Origin of the sequence: Streptomyces sp. NPDC051987 (genome assembly GCF_040680735.1) — a bacterium.
GTDB lineage: Bacteria > Actinomycetota > Actinomycetes > Streptomycetales > Streptomycetaceae > Streptomyces.
Map to the genome: position 1 here is coordinate 38,435 of NZ_JBFAXI010000047.1, position 25,213 is coordinate 63,647.

A 25,213-nucleotide genomic window follows, 5' to 3' on the forward strand; every position below is an offset into this window, starting at 1 on the left:
CGTACCCGTGGCTGCCCGACTGCCCTCCTGGGTCTGGGTCTCCGGTCTCACGGCCGGGGCGACGGTCGCCGTCGTCCTCCTCGCCGTCCAGGCCGACAAGGGGCCGCACCCCACGGCCGCGGCGGTCCGCCCGTCGGCGAGCGCGTCGGCGGGCGCCCACCCCTCCGCGTCACCGGCGCCGGCGAAGGCCCCCGACGTACCGGCGGCCTCCGGCACCGGCCGCCGTATCGTCTACTCGCTCGGCGCCCGGCGGGTGTGGACGGTCGACGCGAGCGACAAGGCGACCCGCACGTTCACGGTCTGGCCGGGGACGGTCTCTCCCGACCCCGGCACCTACACGATCTCCAGGACCCTGGCGTCCACGACGGGTTCGGACGGCGTCCAGATCGAGCACATCCTCTACTTCGCCTCCAAGTCGGGGCTGTCGATCGCCTTCTCCAACGCGGTCGACGGCTCCTCCCCGCCGCCCGCCGCCGGCAGGCAGACCAGCGGCATCCGGATGCACACGGCGGACGGCGCGGCCCTGTGGACGTTCGGCACGGAGCCGGACACCAAGGTCACGGTGGTGAAGTAGCCGGCGAAGCAGCCGGCCCGAGCCGGGCGGCGGGCCCTAGGCGTCCCGGTCCGCGGGGCTCAGCTGGACGACGACCAGCGCGACCCCGGTGAGCACCAGCACCCGGGTCGCCGCGTCCAGGCCGTTCCAGGTCTTGGACTGCCACATGGAGAACCACTCGCCGCCGATCCCTATGAACCCGGCGCCGAAGAGCAGCACGAGCATCAGCAGCCCGTAGGTGGACAGCCGCCGCGCGCGGGCGTCGTCGCGCCGGAACCACAGCACGGTCCCGGCGATCAGCACGAGCGCGGCCAGTGTCTCCCACACGATGATGGCGACGTAGGCGGCGTTCTCCAGCCCCTTGTCGGTGACGGCCCGCCACATCAGGTCGTCGTCCTTGAACGTGGTGTCCATGGCCAGGACATGCTGGACGAAGGCCTGGTTGGTGCCGAAGTCGGTGATGTTCCCGAAGGCGACGAGGGCGATGTAGAGAGCGACCGTGCCGGTGAGAACGGCAGCGGCGAGCGAGAGCGCGCGAGGCGAGTGGGAGGTGGACATGTCACCGTCCTTTCCCCCGCGCGGCGGGTTACACCCCCTGTTCCGCGACCGGCCACGGGCGGTGTCCGCGCCGGTCCGACGTCCGTGCGTCTGCCAGACTGGTCATGGACCGGCTGCGGGGGAGGCAGGGATGGGGCCGACACGGCCGTCGATGCAGGAGCTGATCGGGCGGCGGCGCAGGGCCGGGTTCGTCGGGCGGGTCGAGGAGCGGGCCGCGTTCCGGCGGAACCTGTCGCTGCCGCCGGAGGACGAGCGGCACCGGTTCCTGTTCCACGTGCACGGTGCGGCGGGCGTCGGAAAGACCCGGCTGGTACGGGAGTTGGAGCAGATCGCCCGGGAGGCCGGGGCGCTGACCGCGTACGTCGACGAGGGCGCGGCCGGGGTGCCCGAGGCGCTGGCGGTGATGGCCCGTCAGTTCGTGGGCCAGGGGCGGAGGTTCAAGGAACTGGAGCGGTTGCTGGCCGTCCATCGGGAGCGGCGGCACGAGGCCGAGTCCGCCCTGGTGGTGGGCGGCGCGGAGGAGCGGGAGGGGCCGTCGGCGGGAAGTCTGGCGGTGGCGCGGGCGGCGCAGGTGGGGCTGGGGATGGTCCCGGTGGCCGGCGCCTTCGCCGTCGCCCTGGACACCGACCGGCTCGCCCAGGGCGCCGACCGGCTCCGGGCCCGGTTCCGCAGCCAGGAGGACGTCCAGCTGGTGCTGTCCCCCGAGCGGGTGCTCACCCCCGTGCTGCTGACGGAGCTGGCGGGCGCCGCCGACTCCGCCCCCTGGATCGTCCTGCTCCTCGACACCTACGAGCGCACCGGCCCGTTCCTGGACCCGTGGCTGCACGACGTGATGACCACCGACCGGTACGGCGCCCTGCCCGCCAACGTCGTCGTGGTCACCTCCGGCCAGCGTCCCTTCGACACCGCCCGCTGGGGCAGCTTCGCGGACTTCCGGACCGACCTGCCGCTCGCCCCGTTCACGGAGGCGGAGGCCCGGGGACTGCTCGCCGACAAGGGCGTGCGGGACGAGCCGGTGGTCGCGGAGGTGCTGCGGCTGACCGGCGGGCTGCCGGTGCTCGTCTCCACCCTGGCCGAGTCCGGGCCCGTCGGCCCCGCGGAGGTGGGGGACCCCAGCGCCACGGCGGTCGACCGCTTCCTGAAATGGGAGCGGGACCCGGTGCGCAGGGCCGCCGCGCTGGCGGGCGCGCTGCCCCGACAGCTCGACGAGGACGTGTTCCGCGCCGTCGTGGACGGCACCCGGGACCAGGCCGACGCACTCTTCGCCTGGCTGCGGGGCATGCCGTTCGTCGACGAGCGCGGCGGCCGGATGCGCTACCACGACGTCGTCCGGGCGCCGATGCTCCGGCTGCAGCGGCTGCGCTCGCCCCGGGGCTGGACCGAGCGGCACACCCGGCTCGCCGAGGCGTACGGCAGACGGCGCGCGGAGGCCGAGGGCGACGTGCGGCCCGAGGAGCCGTGGGCGGACGAGGAGTGGCGGGAGCTGCGGCTCGGCGAGTCGTACCACCTGCTGTGCGCGCGGCCCCGCGCCGCGCTGCCGACCGTCCTCGCCGACGTCGTGACCGCCTGCGCCCACGGCGACGACGCGGTACGGCCCTGGGTCCGGCTCCTGGCCGAGGCGGGCGAGGACGCGGACGCCGAGGCCGTACGGACCTGGGGCCGCGACCTCTCCGAGGCGCTGGCCGCGGGCGGACTCGCCGGCCTGCTCCGGCTGCTGCTCGGCCGCGCCCGGGGCGACGAGCCGTGGCGGGCGACGGCCTGGGCGCTGCGCGCCGACGCGCTCGCCCGGGACGGTGACCACGAGCGGGCCCTGGAGGACTACGACCGCGCCCTCGCCCTGGACCCGTCGCTGGTGCGGGCCCACCGCGGCCGGGCCGTCACCCGCGGCGGGACCGGCGACTACGAGGGCGCGCTCGCCGACCTCGACCGGGTGCTCGAACTGGAGCCGGACAACCCCTGGAACGTCATCCTGCGCGGCGAGCACCACCGGCTGGCCCGCCACCACGACGAAGCCGTCGCCGACCTGAGCGAGGGCATCCGACGCGACCCCACCAGCGAGTTCGCCTGGGCCTCCCGCGGCGCCGCCCACGAACGCCACGGCGACCTCGACGCGGCCCTCGCCGACTTCGACCGCGCCCTGGCCCTCAAGCCGGACTACGCCTGGGCGCTGGCCCGCCGCTCCCGCGTCTGGCGCGGACTCGACGACCAGGCCCGCCGCCTCGCCGACCTCGACCGCGCCCTGGCCCTGCAACCCGACTGGGCCTGGGGCCGCTGCGAACGCGGCGACGCGCTGCGCGTCGCCGGCCGCGACGAGGAGGCGGTGGCCGACTACGACCGCGCCCTCGCACTCGACCCCGGGTACGCGTACGCCTACGCGAGCCGCGGCGTGTCCCTCTCCCGCCTGGGCCGCCACGAGGAGGGCCTCGCCGACCTGGACCACGCCATCGCCCTCCAGCCCGACTACCCCTGGGCCCTGGAACACCGGGCCGCGATCCGGCACCGCATCACCCTGTGACACCGGTCGGCTCTTGGCGGTCGCGTCCAGGCCTTGGCGGGCAGGTCTGTTCCGTCAGGGCGCTGTGCGTCCGGGGAGGCGCGCCGCCGTCCCGGTCAGCGGCTGATGCCGTGTGCAAGGAGACTCTCGGCGGTCTCGGCGATGGTGTCCTCGATCGGCCGGGCCCGCCACCCCAGGAGTCGCTCGGCCTTGGCGCTGGTGGCGTCGAGATCGCGGCCAACCTGGTGCCTGAGCAGGCGCAGTTCCGGGTTCACGGCGCCCAGCGCTCGGGTGAGCCAGACGGGCAGTTCGCGGGTCGGGGCCTTCGCGGCGCGCTCACCCAGGCGGTCCCGCAGTACGCGGGCTATCTCGACGACGCGCAGGCTGTGTCCGGCGACGGCGAGGAAGCGTTCGCCGGCGGCCGCCGGATCGGTCATCGCGCGCACGTGCAGGTCGGCGACGTCGCGCACATCCACGTAGCCCATTCCGAAAGGCGGGCACGCCGGAACCCGTCCTTCGAGCATTCTGCGCACCAGACGCAGGGACGGCGGGTCGTCCGGGCCGAGCAGGGGGCCGAGGACGCCCACGGGATGCACCGTTGTCAGCTCCAGGCCGTCACCTTCCTCTTTGACGAACTGCCAGGCGGCGCGCTCGGCCAGGGTCTTGGAGCGCTGGTAGGGCGGGATGTCGCCGTCGAGGTCGGTCCAGTCCTCCTCGGTGAAGGGGGCCGAGCGCGGGGGGTGCCCGATCCCGATGGCGCCGAAGGCACTGGTGAGGACGGTCCGGCGGACTTTGGCGTCACGGGCGGCGCGCAGCACTCGTACGACGCCCTCCCGTGCCGGGACGACCAGGTCGTCGTCGTGCGCCGGGGTGTGACGCAGGGTCGGGGAGGCGACGTGCAGGACGTAGTCGCAGCCGGCGACGGCGTCGTCCCAGCCCTCGGGGTGTTCGAGGTCGGCGCGTACGACCGTGAGGCGGTCGTCGTCGAACGGACCGGCCGCGTGGAGCCAGGAGCGCAGTGCCGGTTCACGCCGCAGGTCGCGGACCGTGGTGCGTACGGTGTGTCCGGCTTCGAGCAGGGTCAGGACGCACCAGCTGCCGATGAATCCCGTTCCTCCGGTGACCAGTACCTGTGTCATCTGTGTCTCCTCAGCGCGCGACGTGCGCATCGAAAAGGGGTGAGTACGGCGGGTCCTGCCAGGCGGCGGCGCCGGAGTGGACGATGGGCCTCATGGGCCTCATGGGCTTCATGACAGGGCCATTCCCGGGACGCGTCGGCGGATGGCCTCCATCTCGGCTTCGTCCGAGACGCCCTGCCAGTCGTACCGCGGCGTGTACGGGGCCTCCAGGGCGCGCACCTCGTCGTCGGTGAGCTCGACGTCGAGGGAGGCCACCGCCTCGTCGATCTGCCGGATCGAGCCGGCGCCGACCAGCGGTGCGGTGACGACCGGCTGACGTCGCAGCCAGGCGAGCGCGACCTGCGCACGGGTGACGCCGCGCGCGTCCGCCACCTGCCCGACCGCGTCGACGATCGCCTTGTTGGACGCCTCCTGCTCGGGCGAGTAGAGCAGGTCCGCGAACGCTCCGTCCGTCTCGGCGCGCGCTGTGGCGCGGGCGTCGTCCCACGCGCGGGCCAGGCGTCCGCGTGCCAGGGGCGACCAGATGACCGTGCCGACACCCTCGTCCAGACACAGCGGGATCATTTCGCGCTCCTCCTCGCGGGCGAGGAGGTTGTAGTGGTTCTGCATCGACACGAAGCGCGCCCAGCCGTGCTGCTTCTGCAGGTGCAGGGCCTTCGCGAACTCCCATGCGTGCATGGACGAGGCACCGAGGTAGCGGACCTTGCCGGCCTTCACGAGGTCGTTGAGCGCTTCGAGCGTCTCCTCCCAGGGGGTGGCGTGGTCGTTGCGGTGGATCTGGTAGAGGTCGATGTAGTCCGTGCCCAGGCGGCGCAGGGAGTGGTCGACCTCCGTCATGACCGCTTTGCGGGACAGTCCCCGTCCGTTCGGCCCGAGGCGCATCGGGTGGCGCAGCTTCGTGGCGATGACCACGGCGTCGCGGTCGGCGTAGTCCTTCAGCGCGCGGCCGAGGATCTCCTCGCTGGAACCGTTGGAGTACATGTTCGCGGTGTCGAAGAAGTTGATCCCCGCCTCCACCGCGTGCCGGATGAGCGGCCGGGCGTCCTGCTCGCCCTTCGACCAGACGGGGTGCCCGCGGTCGGGCTCGCCGTAGGTCATCGCGCCGATCGCGATCGGTGACACGTCCAGGCCTGTGGTGCCGAGCTTGATGTAGTGCATGACGCCCCTCTAAAGTAAGTGGAGAGCTCTCCGAATAACGTAGTGGAGAGTTCTCCACTTAGCAAGGTGAGGTCCAGTGGTCCGTTCAGACGCTCGCGAGAACCGGGCACGCATCCTCGCCGCCGCCCGTGAGGCGATCGGCGAGGACGGCAACGTCTCGATGAACCAGGTGGCCCAGCGCGCCGGAGTCGGGGCGGGCACGCTGTACCGCAACTTCCCCACCCGCGAGGCCCTGGTGCTGGCCGTCTACCAGGACGAGGTGGCACGCATCACCGGCACCGTGCCGGACCTGCTGGCCGAGCTGCCGCCCCTGGAAGCGCTGCGCCACTGGACGACCGACCTGGTCGAAGCCATGCGCAAGAAGCACGGCCTGGGTGACGCCCTCAGCGCCGGGGCGCACCAGGCGATCGCCGAGGAGAGCTACGGCCCCGTCATCGCCGCCCTCACCCAGCTCCTGGACGCCGGAAAGAAAGACGGCACCATCCGCCAGGACGCCGACCCCGGCGACTTCCTCCAGCTCACCGGGGCGCTCTGGCGCGCCGCGCCCACCCCTGAGGACGCCGCCCCCCGCATGCTCGGGCTCATCCTCGACGGCCTGAGCACGCACCGGTAGACACGTGAGCGCGCTGATGCGGCGCGACAGGCCGCCGTTTTGCCGGATCGGCAACAGAAGTGGCAGGCCAGGACCCGGCCGGGCGACGGTGGGCCCGTGACCGACAACGACATCGCAGAAGAATCACCCGCGTCCGGCATCCCCGGGCCTGCCGACGGATACCTCGGGGACCCCGCGGTGCGGGCGGAATGGGACAACCGGTACGCGGAACGGCAGCAGTTGTGGAGCGGCCGGCCCAACGGTGCGCTCGTGACCGAGGTCGCCGGGCTCACCCCCGGCCGGGTGCTCGACGTGGGCTGCGGCGAGGGCGCGGACGCCGTCTGGCTCGCCCGGCACGGCTGGGACGTGACCGCGCTTGAGGTCTCCGGCGTGGCACTGGAGCGGGCGGCAGGCCACGCGCGGGACGCCGGCCTCGTCATTGACTTCGTGCACGCCGCGCTGACCGACGCGATGATCCCGCCGGCCTCCTTCGACCTGGTGTCAGCGCAGTACCCGGCCCTGCTGCGCACCCCCGACGCCGCGGCGGAGCGAGCGCTGCTCGCCGCCGTCGCGCCCGGCGGCGTCCTGCTGGTCGTGCACCACGCGGGGATGGAGACCCGGCAGGCACACGACAGCGACTTCGACCCGGCCGACTATGTGTGGCCCTCGACGGTCGTCGACCTCCTCGACGACGACTGGGAGGTGGAGGTGCACGAACAGCGCCCCCGCGAGGCACCTGACGGCGGCGCCGGCGCCCACCACACGGACGACCTGGTACTGCGCGTACGCCGACGGCACTGAGGAAGGGCCGGCTCACCATGGCCGGCTCAGGAGGCGGACCCGATCTCCCCCGCGAAGACGATGACCTGGTCGACGAGGCTCCGCCGCAGGTGGACGACGTCCGTTCCGGCCAGGCGGGGGCCTCCAGCACGAGCCGCTCGACCGCCTCGATCCCCTCACTGCGGCCGAGCGGCCCCCAGAAGACCACGTCCGAGGTCAGGGCCTGGGAGAGCAACGCGGTCACACAACTGTCGTCCGAGACGTCGAAGGCGGAGATGAACGTGTCGATCGCGGACTGTGCGGTCTCTTCCTGCATGCACCAGTCATGCCGGCCGCTCCGCGGACGGCGCTCAACGCCGGGCGAACGCCAGGAAGTCGACCCACGAGGCGTCGGTGAAGGTGAGCCGCGCCCCGTCCTTGTCCTTGGAGTCGCGGACGTGGACGGTGGTGGCGGTCGCGGGGGATATGGCGACCTCGACGCAGTCGGGGCCGTCGTTGCCGCTGTAGCTGCTCTTGAACCAGTTCAGTGCGGAGGTCATTTCTCTTCTCCCAGAACCTTCTCGATGAACGCCAGGGACTCCCGTGGCGGGAGAGCCTGCGCCCGGATCATTCCATAGCGCATTTCCAAGATCTGAGCCTCTCGGGGATCGCTGATCACCCGGTCGTGCAGCTGGCCCTCGGAGTGCCCCAGCGTCTTGCCATCCGGAAGTTTCAGCACGCGAAACGAGCCCATCACGCCCGCGTGGTCCTCGCGGTCCGTCGGCATTACCTGGATCTCCACATGTCGCAACTGGCCAAGGTCCAAAAGTTGTTGGAGCTGTTGCCGCAGGACCGTTCTCCCTCCGAGCGGTCGTCGCAGAGTCAGCTCTTCCAGCACGAATGTGATCGCCGGTCGAGGCACTCGCTCGAACACCGCCTTTCGTGCCATGCGCGCGGCGACGAGGCGCTCCACCTCCTCGTCCGTGTAGGCCGGCCGTCGCATGGCGTACAAGGCCTGTGTGTACTCCGGTGTTTGCAACAGGCCGTGGATCTGAAGACTCGCGTACGCGCCCAACTCGACCGCTTCCGACTCCAGCCGCGCCAGATCCCGGACCTTCTTCGGATACCGCGCCCGCTCCACGTCCTCCTTCATGAACGCGAGCTTCCCGCCCGCCCCCAGCACCTCGTCGGCCTTCTCCAGGAAGTCCGGCTTGGGGATGCGCCGCCCCCGCTCCACCGCCGACACCATCTCCTCGCTGTAGCCGATGGCGGAGCCGAGTTCGCCCTGCCGAAGCCCCGCGGCCTCCCGCCACACCTTGATCTGCCGCCCGACCGCCCTGAGTACGGCCTCGGCCTCCTCGTCCTGCACACCCGCCCCTTCCGGCGTACGACCCGTACGACCCCGACCGGCACCCGTACAGTCACGCTCTGTGCCGGGGTCGTTGCTGTTCAGAGTAGGAACGGGCGACCACGCTGGGTGACATGAACCAGAAATCCCTCCCACAAGTCATCGCCCCGACACGCCACTTCACGGTTCAGCTGTCCGCCACTCGAAGAGGTGCCCGACTGGCGCGGCTGCTCACCGAACGCCAACTCGACGACTGGAGGTCATCGTTCGCGGAGGCGGCGACGCAGGTCGTGGCCGAGCTGGCGTCCAACGCGGTGCTGCACGGGCGTGTGGCGGGACGGGACTTCCGGCTGGGGCTGCGGCTGTACGCCGACCGCACGCTCCGTATCGAGGTGACCGACGCCCGGGGCGACCGCGTCCCGCGCCTCCACGATCCGGTGTCCGGCGACGCGGAGTCGGGGCGAGGTCTGCTGATCGTCGGGGCGTACGCCGACCGTTGGGGCGTGGACGAGGCGCCGGCCGGTTGCAAGGTGGTGTGGGCGGAGCTGGGGGCACCGGGTCGTGGCGGCCCGTGACCCGGGCGTTCCCGACGGCAAAGACGGGGCATCGGAGGCCACCGTGAGTGCCCAGACCGACGGCCCGATCGAACCGCTGATCTCCATGCCCGAACTCACCCCGGATGCTCTGCGGGCCGCCGTCGCGCGGATCGCCCCGAGCCGGATCCCGGCCCTCACCCAGCACCTCTTCGAGGCCACGACGAACGCGCAGCAGACGCAGAGCCTTGCGCCGCTGCGAGCCTTCGTGCCCTCATGGGCGGTGTTCGTGGCGATCCAACGCCATCCGGAACGTGCCGCCCGCCTGCGGGAGCTGGAGCGGATCGTGGACGCGGGCGAGCAGGACCCTGCGGCCGCCATCGCGGAGATCCAGGCCATCCGGGAGACGGCTGAGGCGGAGGCCGGAGTGCTGGCTGAGGTGGAGCGCCACGCGTGCGTCCACGTCCGCAACGTCACCTGGTACGGCTGACCCCCTTCTCCCCGTCCGGCCTGGCCGAAAGCCGACCACTCGGGATCACACAACCCACACTTCGCATACCTAACTGTCCCCTGAACGGGCTTCTCCTGGTCGATTACAGTGCAGTGCGCTCGTATCTACGGACGGTGCCCGTGAGGAGGTCGTGGTGGTGAGTGTGACGTCGGGTGCCGTCTGGGGGCGTGCGGAGCAGCAGGACTTCCGGAGCCGGGTGCGCGGGACGCTCCTCGGCGCCGCCGTGGGGGACGCGCTGGGCGGCCCGGTGGACGGGCTGACGCTGGAGGAGATCCGGGCGGCCTACGGCCCGGAGGGGCTGGTCGATCTCGGGTTCGGGCACGGGCGGCGCGGGGCGGTGACCCATCACACCCAGCTGACCCTCTTCACCGTGGACGGGCTGATAAGAGCGCAGGTGAGGAGGGACACCGGGGCCTGGCATCCACCCACCGACCTGCACCGGGCCTATCTGCGGTGGGCCGCCACCCAGCGGGACTGGGGGCCGGACGTGCGGCGGGAGGAGGACGGGTGGCTGGCCCGTGAGGAGTGGCTGTACGCGCGGCGGGAGCCGACCCGGTCGCTGCTGCTCGGGCTCGGGGACGAGAAGATGGGGACGCTGGAGTCGCCCAAGAACCCGGAGGACATGGGCCCCGAGGCGGTCGCCCGGTCCGCGCCGTTCGGGCTGCTGGTGGGCTGGGAGCCGCAGCTCGTCGTGCAGCTCGCCGTGGAGTGCTCGGCGCAGACGCACGGGCATCCCACCGCCTGCCTGTCGGCGGGCGCGTACGCCGTGATCGTGCACGGGCTGGCTCGCGGTCAGTCCCTGGACGGATCGGTGCAGCAGGCCCTGGCCCTGCTCGCCGCCCGGCCGGGGCACCAGCCCGTCTCGGACGCGCTGCAGCACGCGCTCGGGGCCGTACGGCAGGGGATGCCCTCCCCGGCGCGGGTCGAGGAGCTGACCGGGGACGGGGCGGCGGACGGCATGCTCGCCGCCGCGGTGTACTGCGCGCTCGTCGGCGCGGACGTACGGCACGGGCTCTGTCTCGCCGTCAACCAGGCCGGCCCCTCCGCCGTGGCCGGCGCGCTCACCGGCGGCCTCCTCGGCGCCCTGCACGGCGAGACGGCCCTCCCGCCGGCCTGGGTGGCCGAACTGGAGGGCCGTCCCACGATCCTGGAGCTGGCCGACGACTTCGCGATGGAGATGACCCAGGGGCCGGCCCTGCACAACCCGGCGGGCGCGGCGCCGGGATGGCTGGCGCGGTACCCGCGGTAGCCCCGGGCACCGTCCGGACCGGCCCGCTCAGAGGGCGCGACGGGCTCTGACCAGGCCGGGTTCGAAGTCGTGGACGATGTTGTCGATCCCGGCAGGGGAGCGCACGGACGGTCTCCGGCGAAGACGCGGGGCGGGACACGACGGAGGCCGCACCCGCACGGTCTGCGGATGCGGCCCCTGAGCCGTGCGGAGAGGTCAGTCGCGCAGCACCTCGCCGCCGCCCGCCGGAGCCTGCGCCGGTACCGGCACCGTCGCCGTCGCACCGTCCCCGTCCGTGTTCACGGTCTCGATGACGGCCAGCCGCTCCGGGGTGTCCTCCGGCTTCAGGTAGCCGATGAGGACGTAGAGGAGGAGGGAGACGGCCAGCGGGACGGACACCTGGTACTGAAGCGGGACGCCGCCGTCGACGTTCCAGTTGATCGGGTAGTTGACCAGCCAGAAGGCGAACAGACCGGCCGCCCAGCTGGTGAGCGCGGCCGTCGGGCCGGAGCGGCGGAAGGGGCGCAGCAGGCCCAGCATCATGGGGATCGCGATCGGGCCCATCAGGCCGGCCACCCACTTGATGACGATGGTGATGATGTCCTTGAACGTGGGCGAGTTGACCTGGGTGGCCACCGTCATGGACAGGCCGAGGAAGACGACCGTGGTGATGCGGGCGGCGATCAGGCCGGAGCGCTCGTTCCACGCCCGCGCCCGCCGGGAGAGGACCGGCGCCACGTCACGGGTGAAGACGGCCGCGATCGCGTTGGCGTCGGAGGAGCACATCGCCATGGTGTGCGAGAAGAAGCCGACGATGACCAGGCCCAGCAGCCCGTGCGGCAGGAGCTGTTCGGTCATCAGGCCGTAGGAGTCGGAGCCGTCCGGCTTCTGGGCGTGGACCAGCAGGGGGGACATCCACATGGGGAAGAAGAGCACCACCGGCCAGACCAGCCAGAGGGCGGCGGACAGGCGGGCGCTGCGCTCGGCCTCCCTCGGGCTGCCCGTCGCCATGTAGCGCTGGGCCTGGTTGAGCATGCCGCCGTTGTACTCGAAGAGCTTGATGAAGAGGAAGGCGAGCAGGAAGACCGTGCCGTAGGGGCCGACCAGCGGCTTGCCGTGGCCGTGCAGGGCCGGCTGGTCGAACGCGTCGAAGATCCCGATGTTCTTGTCGTTCAGTTTCAGGACGACGGCGACGAACATCGAGACACCGGCCAGCAGCTGGATGGCGAACTGGCCCAGCTCGGTGAGCGCGTCCGCCCACAGGCCGCCGATCGTGCAGTAGACGGCGGTGATCGCGCCGGTGATGAGGATGCCCTGGTTGAGGGTGACCCCGGTGAACACCGAGAGCAGGGTGGCGATCGCGGCCCACTTCGCGGCCACGTCCACGATCTTCAGCAGCATGCCGGACCAGGCCAGCGCCTGCTGGGTGGAGAGGTTGTAGCGGTTCTTCAGGTATTCGAGCGGGGACGCCACGTGCAGGCGGGAGCGGAGGCGGTTGATGCGCGGGGCGAAGAGTTTCGAGCCGATCGCGATGCCCAGGGCGATCGGGAAGGACCAGGTGACGAACGAGGTCACGCCGTAGGTGTAGGCGATGCCCGCGTACCCGGTGAACATCACCGCGCTGTAGCCCGACATGTGGTGCGAGATGCCGGACAGCCACCAGGGCATCCGGCCGCCCGCGGTGAAGAAGTCGCTGACGTTGTCCACGCGTTTGTGCGACCAGACGCCGATCGCCACCATGACGCCGAAGTAGCCGATGAGCACGGCCCAGTCGAGCCCGTTCATGCGCCCCCCTTCCAGGGTCCGCCTACTGAACTCCGCTCAGCTGGCTGGCACTTCGCATAAGCGGAGTGGGAACGGGGAAGGCCGCGAAGTGCCCGCTCATCGTGGGTTCCTTTACGAGGGCACGACAAGCGGGCGTAAGGTCAAGGGGCAGTAAAATCGTTCGCCTTGCTGACCTTAGTTCATGAATATGAACCGCGAGAAGTGGCTGGAACCGGCCCCTCAGCGCATCAGCTCCCCCGCGTTGACCAGCAGCGACTGGCCCGTGATGGCGCGCGCCCGGTCCGAGGCCAGGAACACCGCCGCGTCCGCCACGTCCCCGTCCGACGCCAGGTCCGGCAGCGCCATCCGCCCGGTCAGCCGGCCCAGCACCTCGTCCTCCGGCACCCCTTCGGTGTGCGCGGTGAACTGGACGTACGCCTGCACCGGCGGCCCCCACATCCAGCCCGGCAGCACGGTGTTGACCCGGATCCGGTACGGCCCCAGCTCCCGCGCCAGCGAGTACATCGCGCTGGTCAGCGCACCCTTGGAGGCGGCGTACGCGGCCTGCTTCACCTGCGTGGGCGCGGCGACGGCGGACTGGGTGCCGATGAAGACGACCGCGCCGCCCCCCTCCTTGAGCCCCGGCAGGCAGGCCCGGGTCATCCGCAGCGTCCCCAGCAGGTTCACGTCGATCACCGACGCCCAGCTCGCGAAGTCCGCGTCCTCGACCCCGCCGAAGTAGGAGTCCCAGGCGGCGACATGGATCACCGCGTCGATCCCGCCGAACCGCTCCCGGGCCAGCGCGGCCAGCGCCTCGCACTGGCTCTCGTCGGTGATGTCGGTGGGCCGGTACGCGGTCCGGGTGCCCTCCGGATCGATCCCGGCCGCGCTCTTCGCGAGGTTCGCCTCGGTCCGCGCACCGAGGACCGCGTTCCCGCCGTCCCGTACGACGGCCGCGGCGACCTGGTGTCCGAGCCCGGCGCCGACTCCCGAGACGACGACGGTCTTGCCCGTGAGCAGCGACATCGATGACCTCCGGTTCGCCCACTGTGTCTGACGGACCGTCAGGGTAGGGGCGGGCGCCGGAGGGTGGAAGGGGCCGGGGCGGCGGACCGGCGAACGGCGCAGGCTCCGCCCTGGGGTGGGCGGAGCCTGCGGATGGTCACGGCCTCACGGGGAGGTTCAGGAGGACTTGCGGGCCCGGCGGGTGGCGAAGAGCGTGCCGGCGCCGAGCGCGATCACCAGGGCGGCGCCGCCGGCGATCAGCGGCGTCGAGGAACTGGCGCCGGTCTCGGCCAGCGGCGGGGTGCTGGTGCTGGGGGAGGGCGCCGGGGTGGTGGGCGGCGGCGTCTTCATCGGCGGGACGTGGGACGTGGTGGGCGGCGTGGAGGAGGTGGGCGGCGGGGTGGAGGACGCGGGGGTGGAGGGCGTCGGGGTGGCCGGCGCGGAGGTCTCCGGGGCGGGCGGCTGGCTGGCCGGCGTCGACGCGGACGGCGTGGGGGACTCCGGCTGGTCCGGGGTGCACGGCTTGTCGCCGCCGTTCCAGGCGGCTATGAGGTGGTACGGGGTGACGACGTTGCCGGGCTGGTAGGGCGCGGGGCCGTGCCCCTCTCCCGTCCCGCCGTCGTAGACGACGTCGTCGCCGTACAGGTCGATCTGCCCGTAGCAGTCGGGGCTCTTCACGGCCAGCTTCTGCCAGGTCCGCTTCGCGTCGTCACCGCTCGCGACGTCGTCGGCGGTGAGGTACACCGTGGCGTGGTCGACGAGCGTCTGGTGGCCGGAGGTGTACCAGTTGGAGCCCTCGGTGGTGTACTCGGCCAGCGAGACCGGGTACGTGCAGCCGGCGCCGACGTCCTGCCCGGGGGCCAGGCGCACCTCGACCGTGCCGGGAGCGGAGTCCCACTGGTGGAAACCGCCCTGGGAGGTCCAGTCGGCGCCGACCGGGTTTCCGTCGGCGTCGACGATGCGGTACTGCACGGTGGCCGTCCGGCAGTCGCTCGCGGTGGTGGCGCTCGCGGTGGTGGCCCCGACGAGGGGCGCGGCGGCGAGGAAGGCCGTCACGGCGACGGTGGCCGACGTTCTGGAGCGTGAGAAGCGCGTCAAGATGTGCCCTTGCGGAAACTAGGTGGAGGTGGTTGTGCGTGAGCGGTGTTGCGCAGGCCGGCGGAAGACGACGTGCCCCCACCCGCGTCACTGCACTCGCTTGCGTCACGGCGAGGCGAACCGCATTCTCGCCAGCTCTGGTGAGGCCCGTCAATTTCTTGCCAGTTAAACAATGTCTTCACACCGTCAACGGACCTCGCCATGGGCTCGTAATCTGACGTGCTGTCAGCTAAACCGGAGCCATGACAGGCGACTCGACGCACACGGAGAACGACACGCGCAGTCAGGTGTACGCGGAACTCGCCGCGGTGGGGCCGTACGGCGTCCGGCCGGGCCACGCCCTCATCACCATGGTCGAACCGCACCCCGGGCACGAGTACGCGTACAACCGCTGGTACGAGGACGACCACTACTACGCGGGCGCGATGGCCATGCCCTGGATGTTCGCGGGACGCCGCTGGGTCGCCACCCGCGACCTCCAGCTCCTGCGCTATCCCGAGAAGTCCGCCGTCGCCCAGCCGGTGACGGCGGGCTGCTACATCTCCACGTACTGGATCACCGACGGCCGGTACGCCGACCACATGAGGTGGACGGTCGCCATCAACCGGCGGCTGAACCGGGACGCCCGGGTCTACCAGGACCGGACCCATGTCTTCACGGCGTTCCAGGACCACGAGGCGACCGTGTACCGGGACGGTGCCGCCGGGCCGCGCGACTTCCACGCCCTCGACCACCCCTACGCGGGGCTGGTGGTCGAGGTCGTCGACAGCGACTCGGCCGGGCAGCGGGCCGAGCTGGTGGAGTGGCTGCGCGGGCGGCACCTGCCGAAGCGGCTGGCGGGTTCGCCGGCCGCCATGGTGACCGTCTTCCGGCCGACCCCGCTCCCCGGCGACCGGATGACGTACGTGAAGCAGGTGGAGGGGGTCGACACCCGGCTGACCCTGCTGTGGTTCCTGGAGGCCGACCCGAGGGACTGCTGGGACGCGCGCTTCACCGGCCTGGACGAGGACGTCGCCGGGTCCGGGCTGGGCCGGGTGGAGCTGGTGGCGCCGTTCATCCCGACGGTGCCGGGCACCGACCGGTACGTGGCGGAGCTGCGCTGAGCCCGCCGGGTGGCCTGAACCGGTCGCTTCGGGGGGTCGAGTTCGGACATCCGGGGGCGGTACTTCCCGCAGTACGCGCCGGAATTCCACCGCGCGCGGGCGGCGGGCGGGGGCCGTGTCCCCATACAGAAATGACCGACGCAACCGCAGCGACGACCGTTCCCGCCGTTACGGCGCGCGACCGCGCCACCTGGGCGGAACTCTTCTTCGACCTGGTCCTCGCGTTCGGCGTGGGCCAGGTCGCCCACCCGGTGGCCGTGCACCCGAGCTGGCCGGTACTGGGCGAATGCCTGCTCGTACTGGCCCCGCTCTGGTGGGCCTGGGTGGACGTGGTCATGGCGATGAACGCCGTGCACGAGACGACCCTGCAGCGGGTGTTCCTGCTGCTGACCGCGCTCACCGTCTACGGCATGGCGGTGGCCGCCCCGCTCGCCCTGGCGGACCGGGAGGCGGCGCTGCTGTACTCCGGAAGCTACCTCGCCCTGCGCCTGCTGATCGGGGAGGCGATCCGCAGGGAGTGCGCCCTCTACACGATCCACCCCTACCGGGCCGGACTCGCCTTCGCCCTGGTCCTGTTCGCCTCCGCCACCCTGCCGGCGCCGTGGCGCGAGATCTGCTGGGCCTTCGCCGTCGTCGCCGAGATCGCCGCGCCCGTCGTCCTCAGTGGCCACCTGCGCCAGTTGGCCTTCGGCGTCAACCATCTGCCCGAACGCTTCGGCCTGTTCGTCATGATCGCCCTCGGGGAGAACGTCTTCGCGGTGGGCGCAGGCGCCGCCCACGGCTCGCTCACCCCGTCCGAACTGACCGCCCTGGTCCTCGCCTTCCTGGTCGGCTGCGCCCTGTGGTGGCTCTACTTCCACCTGGTGGCCTCCGCCGTCGCGCACGCCCTGCGCACCCACCCGACCCCGTCCGTCGTCGTCCGCGACGTGCTCAGCTACGGCCATCTGGTGCTGGTCGTCGGCCTGTTGCTGGTCTCGGTCGGCGCCACCCGCACCGTCCGTTCCCCCCTGCACATCCCGGACGGGCTGAGCGCCGCCCTGCTGCCGTCCGGCGCCGCCCTCTTCATGCTGGCGTTCTGCTACACCCGGCGCCGGATGTTCGGCGCCGCGTCCGCGACCCGGTTCTACTGCGGCCTCGCCCTGGTCGTCCTCGCGCTGCCGGTCTGGCGGCTGCCGGGCGTGGCCACCCTCGCCGTCACCACCGTGCTGCTCCTGCTGGTCAACGCCGTGGAGCACTGGCTGATCAGCTCCGGGCGCCAGGTGCCGCTGATCCTGCGCAACCGGTCCTTCGCGGGCGGCCTGACGGCGACGTGACAGCTACCTGACAGCGACCTGACGTAGTAGGCCGACGGACCTGGGGCAGTGTCCGACGCCCCCCTGAGGCGGCCACGGCGGGAGGCGGAGCGTTCCTAGGTTCGCTGTATGGAACTTTCCGGCTCCCGCCTTTCCGGCACCGACGACGAAGAGGAACAGGAGGTGGCGTGATGCCGTCCCGCAGCGCCCTACCAGCCCTGCTCTCCCTGTCACTGGGCTACTTCAGCCTGGGGACGATCTCCCTGGCGGTCGTCGGCCTGAACGGCCCGATCGGCGACGACCTGCACGTCCAGCCGGCCACCGTGGGCATCCTGGTGACCGTCTTCGCGCTGACCTTCGCGGTCTGCGCGCCCACCGCCCCCATCCTGCTGCGCCGGTGGAACCGCAAGCGGGTGCTGCTCGTGGGCATCGGCCTGCTCACCGTCGGCGCGGCCCTCGGTGCCGTCGCGCCCAACTACGGTTTCCTCACGGTCACCCGGGTGCTCGGCGCGATGGGAGCCGCCGTCTTCGGCCCCGGCGCCTCGGCGGCCGGGGCGCTGATCGTGCCGCCGGAGCGCCGGCAGCGCGCCCTGGCCACGGTGTTCGGCGGCATGACGGCGGCGGCGGTGCTCGGCGTGCCGCTGGCCTCGTTCCTCGGCGGCTCGCTGGGCTGGCGGCCGGCCCTGCTCGGTGTCGCCGCGTTGTCGGCGCTCGGCTTCGTGGCGGTGCTGGTGTTCGTCCCCGAGATCCCGTCCGGTGAACCGCCGACGGTCGGCGCCTACCGCGAGGCGATGCGCACCCCCGCCACGGCCGCCACCGTCACCACGACCCTGCTGTTCATGGCCGCCCAGTTCACCGTGTACGGCATCGCGGGCGCCTATCTGAAGGACCGCTTCGGAGCGTCCTCCGGACTCATCTCGCTGACGCTGCTCGCCTTCGGCGTGATCGGGGTGGCGGGCAACGCGTGCGCGCCGCGGATCGCCGAGCGGCTGGGCGGCGGACGCACGGTGAGCGTCGCCGTGCTCGGGCTCGCGCTCGGCTTCGTGCTGCTGCTGGTCGCCCCGCACTCCGCGCCGGGGGTCGGCTTCTTCGCGTTCTGGGCGTTCTTCAGCCAGCTGTACCAGGCGCCGCAGCAGGCCCGGCTGGTGGAGCTGGTGCCGCTGCAGCCGGGGCTGATCCTCGCGTTGAACGCCGCGGCGCTGTACCTCGGGATGAGCCTCGGCAGCTTCATCGGCAGCAGCCTGCTGCCGGATCTGGGGGCCGGGCCGATTCCGTGGGCCGCGCTGGGGGTCCTGGTGCTGGCCGGGCTTGCCCATCTGTCCTCCGTTCGGCAGGTCGCCGCCGTGGCGGCCGGCGCCGAACAGTCCGCGACGCCTGTACCCACCGGCCGGTAGTGCCGCGATGACCTGTCGGTCGTCTGCGGCGCCGTCGTGACCGGTCGCGCCCACGCGGCGGTAGCCGCACATCGACACAGCCCCGCGCCCCTTCGGGGCGCTGTCACCCCGTCAGTCAAGGAGAACTCATGAGCAGCCACCAGGTGAACTTCGTTCGGGAGTACATCGAGACCGTCTGGAACCAGGGACGGACCGAGCTGGCCGACAAGTACCTGGCCGAGGACCTCATCCAGCACAACCCGAACCTGCCCGACGGGCGGGCCCCGCTGGTCGAGTTCATCGACGGTTTCCACAAGCAGTACCCGCGGGCCCGGTTCGAGATCCGGCGTGCGGCCGGCTCGGGCGACCTGGTGTTCCTGCACACCCGCTTCCGCGGCGACCCGGACGACCGCGGCATGGTCGTCGTGGAGGTGTTCCGGATCGACGAGGGACTGATCGTCGAGCACTGGGACGTCCGCGACGAGATCCCCGAGACCACCGTCAGCGGGCACGAGGTCGTCTGACCGCCGCGTCCGCCGGTTCCCCCCCCTGCCGCCCGGGAGGCTCCGCGCCTCCCGGGCGGCAGCCGTTTACCGACGAATCAGGAGACACCTGTGACACGACAGCCACGACAGCAGCAGCCGGACCGGCGGGCCGCCGCCGGACTCACCCGGCGCGGACTCCTCGGCACCGCGGCCGCCGCCGGGGCCGGTGCGGCCCTGCTGCCGGCCCCCGCCCACGCCGCCGAGGCGGCCTCCGCGAGCACGCCGGCCGCCCCCGCCGCGGTCACCGTCGCCGCCTCCGACGCCCGCTATCTCGACCTCACCTCGCGCGGCTACAACGCGAGATTCACCGCCGCCCCCGACTCCGTGCGGCTCGTGCACAGCACCGAACAGGTGGTGGCCGTCGTCCAGGAGGCGGTGCGCGCCGGAAAGCGCATCGGGGTGCGCGGCGGCGGGCACTGCCTGGACGGGCTCGTCGACGACCCGGACGTGCGGATACTCGTCGACATGTCCGAGATGGACGCCGTGCGGTACGACCCGGCGCGCCGGGCCTTCCTCGTCGAGGGCGGCGCCACCCTCGGGCACGTCTACCGGACCCTGTACCTGGAGTGGGGGGTGGCCCTGCCCGGCGGCACCTGCCCGACCGTCGGCGTCGGCGGGCACGTCACCGGCGGCGGGTACGGCGCGATGTGCCGCCAGCACGGCGCCGTCGTGGACCACCTGTACGCCGTCGAGGTGGTGACGGTGGACGCGTCCGGCACCGCGCGCGCGGTGGTCGCCACCCGGGAGCCGGACGACCCGCACCGCGAGCTGTGGTGGGCGCACACCGGCGGGGGCGGCGGCACCTTCGGCATCGTCACCCGGTACTGGTTCCGCTCCCCGGACGCCACCGGCAGCGACCCCGCCGGCCTGCTGCCCCGGCCCCCGAAGACGCTCCTGAAGTCCACCGTCACCATCAAGTGGGCCGACCTGACCGAGGCCGCCTTCGCCGCGCTCGTCGCGGACCACGGCAGTTGGCACGCCCGCAACAGCGTCGCCGGCTCCGCCTACGACAGCCTGCACAGCGTGCTCATCCTGTACAACCGGGTCCAGGGCGCCGTCGTGCTCAACTCCCAGATCGACGGGACCCTGCCGGACGCCTCCGCGCTGCTCGACGCGTACGTCACGGCGGTGGCCGGCGGCATCGGGGCGCCGTACACCGAGGTGCGCTCCTCCTGGCCGTGGCTGAAGACCACCCTCAAGGACCCCTACGACACCGGCCTGTACAACCGGACCAAGTCCAAGGGCGCCTACCTGCGCAAGGGCTGGTCCGCCGCACAGGCCTCCACCCTCTACGGCTACCTCTCCGACGCCGGCTACGACGGTCACGCCGGGATCCTGCTCTACTCCTACGGCGGCAAGGTCAACACCGTCGCGTCCTCGGCCACCGCGCTGGCCCAGCGGGACTCGGTCCTGAAGGCCAACTTCACGACGTACTGGCCGGACGCCGCCTCCGACGACCGGCACGTCACCTGGATGCGGAACCTCTACCGGGACCTGTACGCGGACACCGGCGGGGTGCCGGTGCCGAACGACACCAACGACGGCTCGTACATCAACTACCCGGACACCGACCTCACCGACCCGGCCTGGAACACCTCGGGGGTCGCCTGGCAGAGCCTGTACTTCAAGGACAACCTGGCCCGGCTGAAGGCCGTGAAGGCCGCCTGGGACCCGCACAACGTCTTCCACCACCGGCTCTCCGTCACCGCGCCGTAGCGGCTGCGGTCCGGGGCATGGACGAGCCCCCGCCTCGCTGCGGTGAGGCGGGGGCTCGTCCCGTTCGGGGGGAGGCGCGAGGCCGGGATCAGCCGAAGCTGGCCGGGAAGGCCACTCCGGTCAGCGACTCGCTCAGCTCCCGGAGCCGGGCGCGGGACGCCTCGTCGTACGCCTGGGCGCCCGCTCGGGCCCGCGTCGAGCGGTTGAAGTAGACGCCCGACACGTCGTCCAGCGCCGGGTCGGTGATCAGCCGCAGGGTGTTGCGCATGCCGTCGGCGACCGTGCTCTGCGGGGTGAACAGGTTCACCACCATCTTGGTCGGCATGTACGACGCCGGGTGCAGCGCGTTGGCCGTCACCCCGGTGCCGCGCAGCCGCTCGGCCAGGTCGAAGGTGAGCGAGATCTGGGCGAGCTTGGCCTGGCAGTAGGCCTGCACGCCGTCCCAGTGGCGCTCCAGCATCACGTCACGGAAGTCGATCGGGGCCTGGCCCGCGGAGCTGACGTTGATGATGCGGGCCGGCGCCGAGGACACCAGCAGCGGGGCCAGCCGGCAGCTGAGGATGTACGCGGCCAGGTAGTCGACCTGGAAGGTGAGCTCCAGCCCGTCCTGGCTCTCCTGCCGGGCCAGCTCGACCCCGATGCCCGCGTTGTTCACCAGCACGTCCAGCCGGTCGTACGTGGTGAGGATCCGCTCGGCGAGCTTGCCGATGTCCTCCAGGGAGGAGAAGTCGGCCAGCTCGTAGCTGAGCCGGCCGGTGGCGCCGGCCGCGCGCAGCTCGGCCAGCAGGTCCGCGCCCTTGGCCGCGCTGCGGCCGTGCAGGATCAGCGACGCGCCCTGCGCGGCGAGTTCACGGGCGACCGCGCGGCCGAGGCCGTCGGTGGCGCCGGTGATGAGAATGGTCTGCTCGGGAACGGCCTTCATGTTCGGAACTCTCCTGTCAGGCGTACGTTGCCAGTTCGTCGGTGGACTGGTCGGTGTATCCCTGGCTGACCTCCACCACGATGCCGTCCGGGTCCGAGACCCACACCGTCTTCCAGCCGGGGATGAACTCGTCGAAGGTCAGCGGCCCGAGCGTCGGCTCCAGCTCGCCCTGGGCCGAGGCGAGGAACGCGTCCACGTCGTCGACCTGGAAGGCGAGGTGACGGGCGGTGCCGGGGGCGGCCGGGCCGTCCTTCTCGGCGGTCACCAGCGGCTCCGCGTCGGTCGCGAACAGCTCCAGGCAGGCCGGACCGTTGCGCAGGAAGACCACGCGGGCGCCGTCGGCCTCCACCACTCGGGCCCGGCGGAAGCCGAAGTACCGGGTGTAGAAGTCCTCGGTGGCCTTCTGGTCACGGCAGTTGAGGCCCACGTGCGCCCAGCGCAGGCCGTTCGGGGCGGCGGTCGTCATGGCCGTCACTTCCCGGTGACCGGGGCGAACGGCACGGTGTCGTGCACGTTCGTCATGTAGGTGATCAGCCCGCCCCGGACGCGGAAGTAGTTGCACACCACGGCCTCGACCGTGATGCCGTCCGGGGTGCGGGCGGTGATGTCGGAGACCACCGCTGCCTGCTCGCCGTCCACCACGACGTGCCGGGGCACGTTGGCGAAGGAGGCGTACATCTGCGGGAAGCCCTTCATCATGTCGCGGAGCGTCTCGCGCCCCTCGACGTGCCCGGCCAGCTGCTCGTCCATGGTCTGGTCGACGGCGAACAGGTCGCACCAGGCGTCCCAGTCGCCCTCGTTGGCCAGCCGGTAGTACGTGTCGACCACTTCTCGGGTGCTCATGCGCGCGTCCTTTCCTGTCTGCCTGAATTGTCCCGGACGGGGCGTCAGGGGAGGTCCACGCCGAGCTGGCGCATCAGGCCCGCGGTGTCGGCCTGGACCCAGCGCTCGACGACCTTGCCGTCCTCCAGGCGGTAGACCTCCAGGCTGGTCCAGGAGACCTCCTTGCCGGTCGCCTCCTGGCCCAGGAACGGCGCGATGTGCTTGCCGTGGAAGGTGATGTGCATGATCACCTTGTCCGGGGCGGCCGGGTACAGGGCGTCGAGGTGCACCTTCATGTCCAGCGCGTCGTGCGCGCCCTTGATGATCACCTTGAGCTCGTCGAGGCTCTCCACGCTCCAGGCCGGGTTGTTGTCCTTGAACGTGGGCCCGAACAACTCGTCGAGGTCGTCGTAGCGGCGCTCGTTGACGGCGTCGCTGACCTGCCGGACCACGGTGTAGTTCAGGTCGTCGGAGGAGACCTGGGCGCGCAGGCCGAGCAGGTCGTCCTGGGCCCAGCGCTCGGCGAACAGACCGTTCTCGGCCCGCCAGATCTCGGTGGTGGACCACTCGACCTTGCGGCCGGTGGCCGGGAAGCCGAGCACGTCGCCGAGGTGGGTGCCGGTGAGCTTCACCCGGGTGACGATCCGGTCGTCGCCGAGCGGCGCGCCCTCCTCCAGCTCGCCCTTGAGGTCGAGCGACTCGTGCGCGCCGCGCACCGCGTCCAGGTAGGAGTCGATGCCGGTGATGTCGAAGCCGGGGTGGTGGTCGGTGAAGTCCGGGCTGAGCACGGCGCGGACCCCTTGCAGGTCGCCGGCGTTCAGCGCGTCGAGGAAGCGCCCGTAGAGCTTCCGGATGTCCTGCTGGTCACGGGTGGACATGCTGCATCCCCTCGTTCGGTCGGGCGGCGGTGGAAGACGGCTGGGAGGTGCCGAGGGCGAACGCCGCCGCGCGCTCGCCGATCATGACGCTGGGTGCGTGGGTGTTGCCGGCCACGATGGACGGCATCACGGAGGCGTCGGCGACCCGCAGGCCCTCGATGCCGTGGACCCGCAGCTCGGGGTCGGTGACGGCGTCCGGTCCTGTGCCCATCCGGCAGGTGCCGGCCGGGTGCCACAGGGTGGTGGCGTTGGCGGCGACGTAGGCGCGCAGCTCGGCCGGGGTGGTGACGTCCTTGCCGGGGCCTATCTCGTCGCCGCGGAAGGCGTCGAAGGCGCGGGTGGCGGCGAGTTCGCGGGCCAGTTCGACCCCGTGCACCAGCACGTCCAGGTCGGCCGCCGCGGTGAGGTAGCCGGCGCTGATCACGGCGTTGGACTCGGGGTCGGCGTCGCGCAGCCGGACCCGGCCCCGGCTGTGCGGGAGCACGGCGATCGGCGCGAAGGTGAAACCGGGGCCCTCCGCGAGCTCGGCCGGCGCACCGGCGGGCAGGAACTTGATCGGGCCGAAGGTGAACTGGAGGTCGGGGGGCCCGTCCGGGTCTGCCGCCGGGGTGTGGGTGAACAGGCCGGCCTCGGAGAGCAGGGCCTCGGGCGGGTGCTCCTGGAGGGACTGGTAGCAGACCGGGGTGAAGAGGTGGTCCTGGAGTGCGGCGCCCACGCCCGGCAGGTCCCGTACGCAGTGGATGCCGTGCGCCCTGAGGTGGTCGGCGGGTCCGATGCCGGACAGCATCAGGAGCTTCGGCGACTCGAACGCCCCGGCGGAGACGATGACCTCGCGGTCGGCGCGGATCCGGGCCGGGGTGCCGCCCCGGACGTACTCGACGCCGGTGACCCGGTCCCCGTCGAGCAGCAGCCGGGTGGTCCGGGCGCCGGTCACCACGGTCAGGTTGGGCCGGTCGAGGGCCGGGCGCAGGTAGGCGTCGGCGGCGCTGCACCGCCGGCCCGCGTCGTCGCGGTTGGTCTGGTACAGGAAGCCGAACCCGTCCTGCCGGGCGCCGTTGTAGTCGCCGTCGCTCGCGGCGTCGTGGCCGAGTTCACCGGCCGCCGCCACGAAGGCGGACGCCAGCGGGGACGGGTGGTCCAGCTGCCGCACCCGCACCGGGCCGTCGGCCCCGCGCAGCTCGGAGCCGCCGCCGGAGTAGCTCTCGGCGGCCCGGAAGTACGGCAGGACCTCCTCGTACGACCAGCCGCTCGCGCCCTCGGTGACCCAGCGGTCGTAGTCGTGGCGGCTGCCGCGCACCCACATCAGGGCGTTGACGGAACTGCACCCGCCGAGGACCTTGCCGCGGGCCACCGGGACGCGGCGGCCGTCCATGCCGGCCTCGGATTCGGTGACGTAGCCCCAGTCGATCTCGCCGCGCCAGTCGGCGGTGAGCAGGGAGAGGACCGAGGCGGCGTCGGCGCGGTGGATCTCCGGACGCTCGTCCGGGCCACCGGCCTCCAGCAGGGTCACGGTCACGGACGGGTCCGCGCTGAGCCGGGCGGCGACGGCGCAGCCGGCGGAACCCGCGCCGACCACCACGTAGTCGGCGGCCGGTGGCACCGGGGGAGTCGGATTCGACGGCATGACAGCCTCCAAACGGTGACGGGGTCAGAGGGCGGCCGGCTCGCCGACCTGGTAGTCGACGATCACCGGGGCGGCGCCCGGCGCGGGGCGTTCGAGCCGCCACTGCTGGTTGATCCGGAACGAGGACACGGTGCCGTCGGCGGTCGACTTCGCCGTCCACACGACGGTCAGGTCGATGCCGATCCGCAGGCCGTCCTC

General features: G+C 72.1%; 25 protein-coding genes and 1 pseudogene. 12 read left to right on the top strand and 14 right to left on the bottom strand.

Annotation, left to right across the window (positions count from 1 at the left end):
- The first annotated feature begins 7 nt into the window (after positions 1 to 7).
- On the top strand, positions 8 to 574 hold the full coding sequence (locus tag AB0M11_RS24430) for a hypothetical protein (RefSeq protein WP_365708862.1): 567 nt from the start codon (positions 8 to 10) through the stop codon (positions 572 to 574).
- A 36-nt stretch (positions 575 to 610) separates the two neighbouring features.
- On the opposite strand, the gene AB0M11_RS24435 is transcribed toward AB0M11_RS24430, so the two are convergent.
- A complete protein-coding gene (locus AB0M11_RS24435) occupies positions 611 to 1,111 on the bottom strand; it encodes a DUF2165 domain-containing protein (protein ID WP_365708864.1) in 501 nt (166 codons plus the stop codon).
- A 130-nt stretch (positions 1,112 to 1,241) separates the two neighbouring features.
- On the opposite strand from AB0M11_RS24435, the gene AB0M11_RS24440 reads away from it, so the two are divergent.
- Positions 1,242 to 3,626, top strand: coding sequence for a tetratricopeptide repeat protein (locus tag AB0M11_RS24440; protein WP_365708866.1), 2,385 nt, complete (start codon positions 1,242 to 1,244; stop codon positions 3,624 to 3,626).
- 95 nt (positions 3,627 to 3,721) lie between these two features.
- Here AB0M11_RS24440 and AB0M11_RS24445 read toward each other — a convergent pair whose 3' ends face one another.
- Positions 3,722 to 4,744: an aldehyde reductase gene (locus AB0M11_RS24445; protein ID WP_365708868.1), complete on the bottom strand. Its 1,023-nt coding sequence runs from the start codon at positions 4,742 to 4,744 to the stop codon at positions 3,722 to 3,724.
- Between the two features lie 108 nt (positions 4,745 to 4,852).
- A complete protein-coding gene (locus tag AB0M11_RS24450; protein WP_365708871.1) occupies positions 4,853 to 5,902 on the bottom strand; it encodes an aldo/keto reductase in 1,050 nt (349 codons plus the stop codon).
- Positions 5,903 to 5,978: 76 nt separating this feature from the next.
- Between AB0M11_RS24450 and AB0M11_RS24455 the strand changes: the two genes are divergently transcribed.
- Positions 5,979 to 6,515 (top strand): TetR/AcrR family transcriptional regulator, encoded by a 537-nt coding sequence (locus tag AB0M11_RS24455; RefSeq protein WP_365708873.1) that lies wholly within the window; start codon positions 5,979 to 5,981, stop codon positions 6,513 to 6,515.
- Between the two features lie 111 nt (positions 6,516 to 6,626).
- Positions 6,627 to 7,295 carry a class I SAM-dependent methyltransferase gene (locus AB0M11_RS24460; RefSeq protein ID WP_365708910.1) on the top strand — a complete coding sequence of 223 codons (669 nt, stop codon included), beginning with the start codon at positions 6,627 to 6,629 and terminating at the stop codon, positions 7,293 to 7,295.
- 26 nt (positions 7,296 to 7,321) lie between these two features.
- On the opposite strand, the pseudogene AB0M11_RS24465 reads toward AB0M11_RS24460, so the two are convergent.
- The 3 genes and pseudogenes from AB0M11_RS24465 to AB0M11_RS24475 all read right to left on the bottom strand — a co-directional run bounded on the left by AB0M11_RS24465 (position 7,322) and on the right by AB0M11_RS24475 (position 8,622).
- A pseudogene (locus tag AB0M11_RS24465) lies at positions 7,322 to 7,590 on the bottom strand (nuclear transport factor 2 family protein).
- Between the two features lie 34 nt (positions 7,591 to 7,624).
- Positions 7,625 to 7,813 carry a DUF397 domain-containing protein gene (locus tag AB0M11_RS24470; protein ID WP_365708875.1) on the bottom strand — a complete coding sequence of 63 codons (189 nt, stop codon included), beginning with the start codon at positions 7,811 to 7,813 and terminating at the stop codon, positions 7,625 to 7,627.
- Positions 7,810 to 8,622, bottom strand: coding sequence for a helix-turn-helix transcriptional regulator (locus AB0M11_RS24475; RefSeq protein ID WP_365708876.1), 813 nt, complete (start codon positions 8,620 to 8,622; stop codon positions 7,810 to 7,812). The genes AB0M11_RS24470 and AB0M11_RS24475 overlap by 4 nt, the downstream gene beginning before the upstream one ends.
- 113 nt (positions 8,623 to 8,735) lie before the next feature.
- Here AB0M11_RS24475 and AB0M11_RS24480 point away from each other — a divergent pair, with 113 nt between their 5' ends.
- The 3 genes from AB0M11_RS24480 to AB0M11_RS24490 all read left to right on the top strand — a co-directional run bounded on the left by AB0M11_RS24480 (position 8,736) and on the right by AB0M11_RS24490 (position 10,894).
- Positions 8,736 to 9,176 (top strand): ATP-binding protein, encoded by a 441-nt coding sequence (locus AB0M11_RS24480; RefSeq protein WP_365708878.1) that lies wholly within the window; start codon positions 8,736 to 8,738, stop codon positions 9,174 to 9,176.
- Positions 9,177 to 9,219: 43 nt separating this feature from the next.
- The gene (locus AB0M11_RS24485) at positions 9,220 to 9,624 is read left to right on the top strand and encodes a hypothetical protein (RefSeq protein ID WP_365708880.1); all 405 of its coding nucleotides are present in this window, start codon (positions 9,220 to 9,222) and stop codon (positions 9,622 to 9,624) included.
- A 157-nt stretch (positions 9,625 to 9,781) separates the two neighbouring features.
- Positions 9,782 to 10,894, top strand: coding sequence for an ADP-ribosylglycohydrolase family protein (locus AB0M11_RS24490; protein ID WP_365708882.1), 1,113 nt, complete (start codon positions 9,782 to 9,784; stop codon positions 10,892 to 10,894).
- A gap of 195 nt (positions 10,895 to 11,089) precedes the next feature.
- On the opposite strand, the gene AB0M11_RS24495 is transcribed toward AB0M11_RS24490, so the two are convergent.
- From AB0M11_RS24495 to AB0M11_RS24505, 3 genes are all read right to left on the bottom strand, one after another.
- Positions 11,090 to 12,658 carry a sodium:solute symporter family protein gene (locus AB0M11_RS24495; protein ID WP_365708884.1) on the bottom strand — a complete coding sequence of 523 codons (1,569 nt, stop codon included), beginning with the start codon at positions 12,656 to 12,658 and terminating at the stop codon, positions 11,090 to 11,092.
- A gap of 219 nt (positions 12,659 to 12,877) precedes the next feature.
- Positions 12,878 to 13,663: an SDR family oxidoreductase gene (locus tag AB0M11_RS24500; RefSeq protein ID WP_365708886.1), complete on the bottom strand. Its 786-nt coding sequence runs from the start codon at positions 13,661 to 13,663 to the stop codon at positions 12,878 to 12,880.
- 156 nt (positions 13,664 to 13,819) lie between these two features.
- Entirely contained in the window at positions 13,820 to 14,740 is a 921-nt protein-coding gene (locus AB0M11_RS24505; RefSeq protein ID WP_365708888.1) for an LAETG motif-containing sortase-dependent surface protein, read from the bottom strand.
- A 242-nt stretch (positions 14,741 to 14,982) separates the two neighbouring features.
- Here AB0M11_RS24505 and AB0M11_RS24510 point away from each other — a divergent pair, with 242 nt between their 5' ends.
- The 5 genes from AB0M11_RS24510 to AB0M11_RS24530 all read left to right on the top strand — a co-directional run bounded on the left by AB0M11_RS24510 (position 14,983) and on the right by AB0M11_RS24530 (position 20,769).
- On the top strand, positions 14,983 to 15,843 hold the full coding sequence (locus AB0M11_RS24510; RefSeq protein WP_365708890.1) for a hypothetical protein: 861 nt from the start codon (positions 14,983 to 14,985) through the stop codon (positions 15,841 to 15,843).
- A gap of 131 nt (positions 15,844 to 15,974) precedes the next feature.
- Entirely contained in the window at positions 15,975 to 17,156 is a 1,182-nt protein-coding gene (locus AB0M11_RS24515; RefSeq protein ID WP_365708892.1) for a low temperature requirement protein A, read from the top strand.
- A 170-nt stretch (positions 17,157 to 17,326) separates the two neighbouring features.
- Positions 17,327 to 18,529: an MFS transporter gene (locus AB0M11_RS24520; protein ID WP_365708894.1), complete on the top strand. Its 1,203-nt coding sequence runs from the start codon at positions 17,327 to 17,329 to the stop codon at positions 18,527 to 18,529.
- 128 nt (positions 18,530 to 18,657) lie between these two features.
- Positions 18,658 to 19,032 carry a nuclear transport factor 2 family protein gene (locus AB0M11_RS24525; RefSeq protein WP_365708896.1) on the top strand — a complete coding sequence of 125 codons (375 nt, stop codon included), beginning with the start codon at positions 18,658 to 18,660 and terminating at the stop codon, positions 19,030 to 19,032.
- A gap of 90 nt (positions 19,033 to 19,122) precedes the next feature.
- Positions 19,123 to 20,769 carry an FAD-binding protein gene (locus AB0M11_RS24530; RefSeq protein ID WP_365708898.1) on the top strand — a complete coding sequence of 549 codons (1,647 nt, stop codon included), beginning with the start codon at positions 19,123 to 19,125 and terminating at the stop codon, positions 20,767 to 20,769.
- 88 nt (positions 20,770 to 20,857) lie between these two features.
- On the opposite strand, the gene AB0M11_RS24535 is transcribed toward AB0M11_RS24530, so the two are convergent.
- The 5 genes from AB0M11_RS24535 to AB0M11_RS24555 are packed head-to-tail and all read right to left on the bottom strand — an operon-like array spanning position 20,858 to position 25,015.
- On the bottom strand, positions 20,858 to 21,691 hold the full coding sequence (locus AB0M11_RS24535) for an SDR family NAD(P)-dependent oxidoreductase (protein WP_365708900.1): 834 nt from the start codon (positions 21,689 to 21,691) through the stop codon (positions 20,858 to 20,860).
- Between the two features lie 16 nt (positions 21,692 to 21,707).
- A complete protein-coding gene (locus AB0M11_RS24540) occupies positions 21,708 to 22,157 on the bottom strand; it encodes a VOC family protein (protein ID WP_365708902.1) in 450 nt (149 codons plus the stop codon).
- A gap of 5 nt (positions 22,158 to 22,162) precedes the next feature.
- The gene (locus AB0M11_RS24545; RefSeq protein WP_365708904.1) at positions 22,163 to 22,534 is read right to left on the bottom strand and encodes a nuclear transport factor 2 family protein; all 372 of its coding nucleotides are present in this window, start codon (positions 22,532 to 22,534) and stop codon (positions 22,163 to 22,165) included.
- Positions 22,535 to 22,578: 44 nt separating this feature from the next.
- Positions 22,579 to 23,391 (bottom strand): ester cyclase, encoded by an 813-nt coding sequence (locus AB0M11_RS24550; RefSeq protein ID WP_365708906.1) that lies wholly within the window; start codon positions 23,389 to 23,391, stop codon positions 22,579 to 22,581.
- Positions 23,378 to 25,015 carry a GMC family oxidoreductase N-terminal domain-containing protein gene (locus AB0M11_RS24555; RefSeq protein ID WP_365708908.1) on the bottom strand — a complete coding sequence of 546 codons (1,638 nt, stop codon included), beginning with the start codon at positions 25,013 to 25,015 and terminating at the stop codon, positions 23,378 to 23,380. The genes AB0M11_RS24550 and AB0M11_RS24555 overlap by 14 nt, the downstream gene beginning before the upstream one ends.
- Between the last annotated feature and the right edge of the window lie 198 nt (positions 25,016 to 25,213).

What these genes read in the sequence shown, in the direction of transcription:
- AB0M11_RS24435 (WP_365708864.1), bottom strand. Translation starts at nt 1,111, where the DNA reads ATGTCCACCTCCCACTCGCCTCGCGCGCTCTCGCTCGCCGCTGCCGTT.
- AB0M11_RS24440 (WP_365708866.1), top strand. Translation starts at nt 1,242, where the DNA reads ATGGGGCCGACACGGCCGTCGATGCAGGAGCTGATCGGGCGGCGGCGC.
- AB0M11_RS24445 (WP_365708868.1), bottom strand. Translation starts at nt 4,744, where the DNA reads ATGACACAGGTACTGGTCACCGGAGGAACGGGATTCATCGGCAGCTGG.
- AB0M11_RS24450 (WP_365708871.1), bottom strand. Translation starts at nt 5,902, where the DNA reads ATGCACTACATCAAGCTCGGCACCACAGGCCTGGACGTGTCACCGATC.
- AB0M11_RS24470 (WP_365708875.1), bottom strand. Translation starts at nt 7,813, where the DNA reads ATGACCTCCGCACTGAACTGGTTCAAGAGCAGCTACAGCGGCAACGAC.
- AB0M11_RS24480 (WP_365708878.1), top strand. Translation starts at nt 8,736, where the DNA reads ATGAACCAGAAATCCCTCCCACAAGTCATCGCCCCGACACGCCACTTC.
- AB0M11_RS24495 (WP_365708884.1), bottom strand. Translation starts at nt 12,658, where the DNA reads ATGAACGGGCTCGACTGGGCCGTGCTCATCGGCTACTTCGGCGTCATG.
- AB0M11_RS24500 (WP_365708886.1), bottom strand. Translation starts at nt 13,663, where the DNA reads ATGTCGCTGCTCACGGGCAAGACCGTCGTCGTCTCGGGAGTCGGCGCC.
- AB0M11_RS24510 (WP_365708890.1), top strand. Translation starts at nt 14,983, where the DNA reads ATGACAGGCGACTCGACGCACACGGAGAACGACACGCGCAGTCAGGTG.
- AB0M11_RS24515 (WP_365708892.1), top strand. Translation starts at nt 15,975, where the DNA reads ATGACCGACGCAACCGCAGCGACGACCGTTCCCGCCGTTACGGCGCGC.
- AB0M11_RS24520 (WP_365708894.1), top strand. Translation starts at nt 17,327, where the DNA reads ATGCCGTCCCGCAGCGCCCTACCAGCCCTGCTCTCCCTGTCACTGGGC.
- AB0M11_RS24525 (WP_365708896.1), top strand. Translation starts at nt 18,658, where the DNA reads ATGAGCAGCCACCAGGTGAACTTCGTTCGGGAGTACATCGAGACCGTC.
- AB0M11_RS24535 (WP_365708900.1), bottom strand. Translation starts at nt 21,691, where the DNA reads ATGAAGGCCGTTCCCGAGCAGACCATTCTCATCACCGGCGCCACCGAC.
- AB0M11_RS24540 (WP_365708902.1), bottom strand. Translation starts at nt 22,157, where the DNA reads ATGACGACCGCCGCCCCGAACGGCCTGCGCTGGGCGCACGTGGGCCTC.
- AB0M11_RS24545 (WP_365708904.1), bottom strand. Translation starts at nt 22,534, where the DNA reads ATGAGCACCCGAGAAGTGGTCGACACGTACTACCGGCTGGCCAACGAG.
- AB0M11_RS24550 (WP_365708906.1), bottom strand. Translation starts at nt 23,391, where the DNA reads ATGTCCACCCGTGACCAGCAGGACATCCGGAAGCTCTACGGGCGCTTC.
- AB0M11_RS24555 (WP_365708908.1), bottom strand. Translation starts at nt 25,015, where the DNA reads ATGCCGTCGAATCCGACTCCCCCGGTGCCACCGGCCGCCGACTACGTG.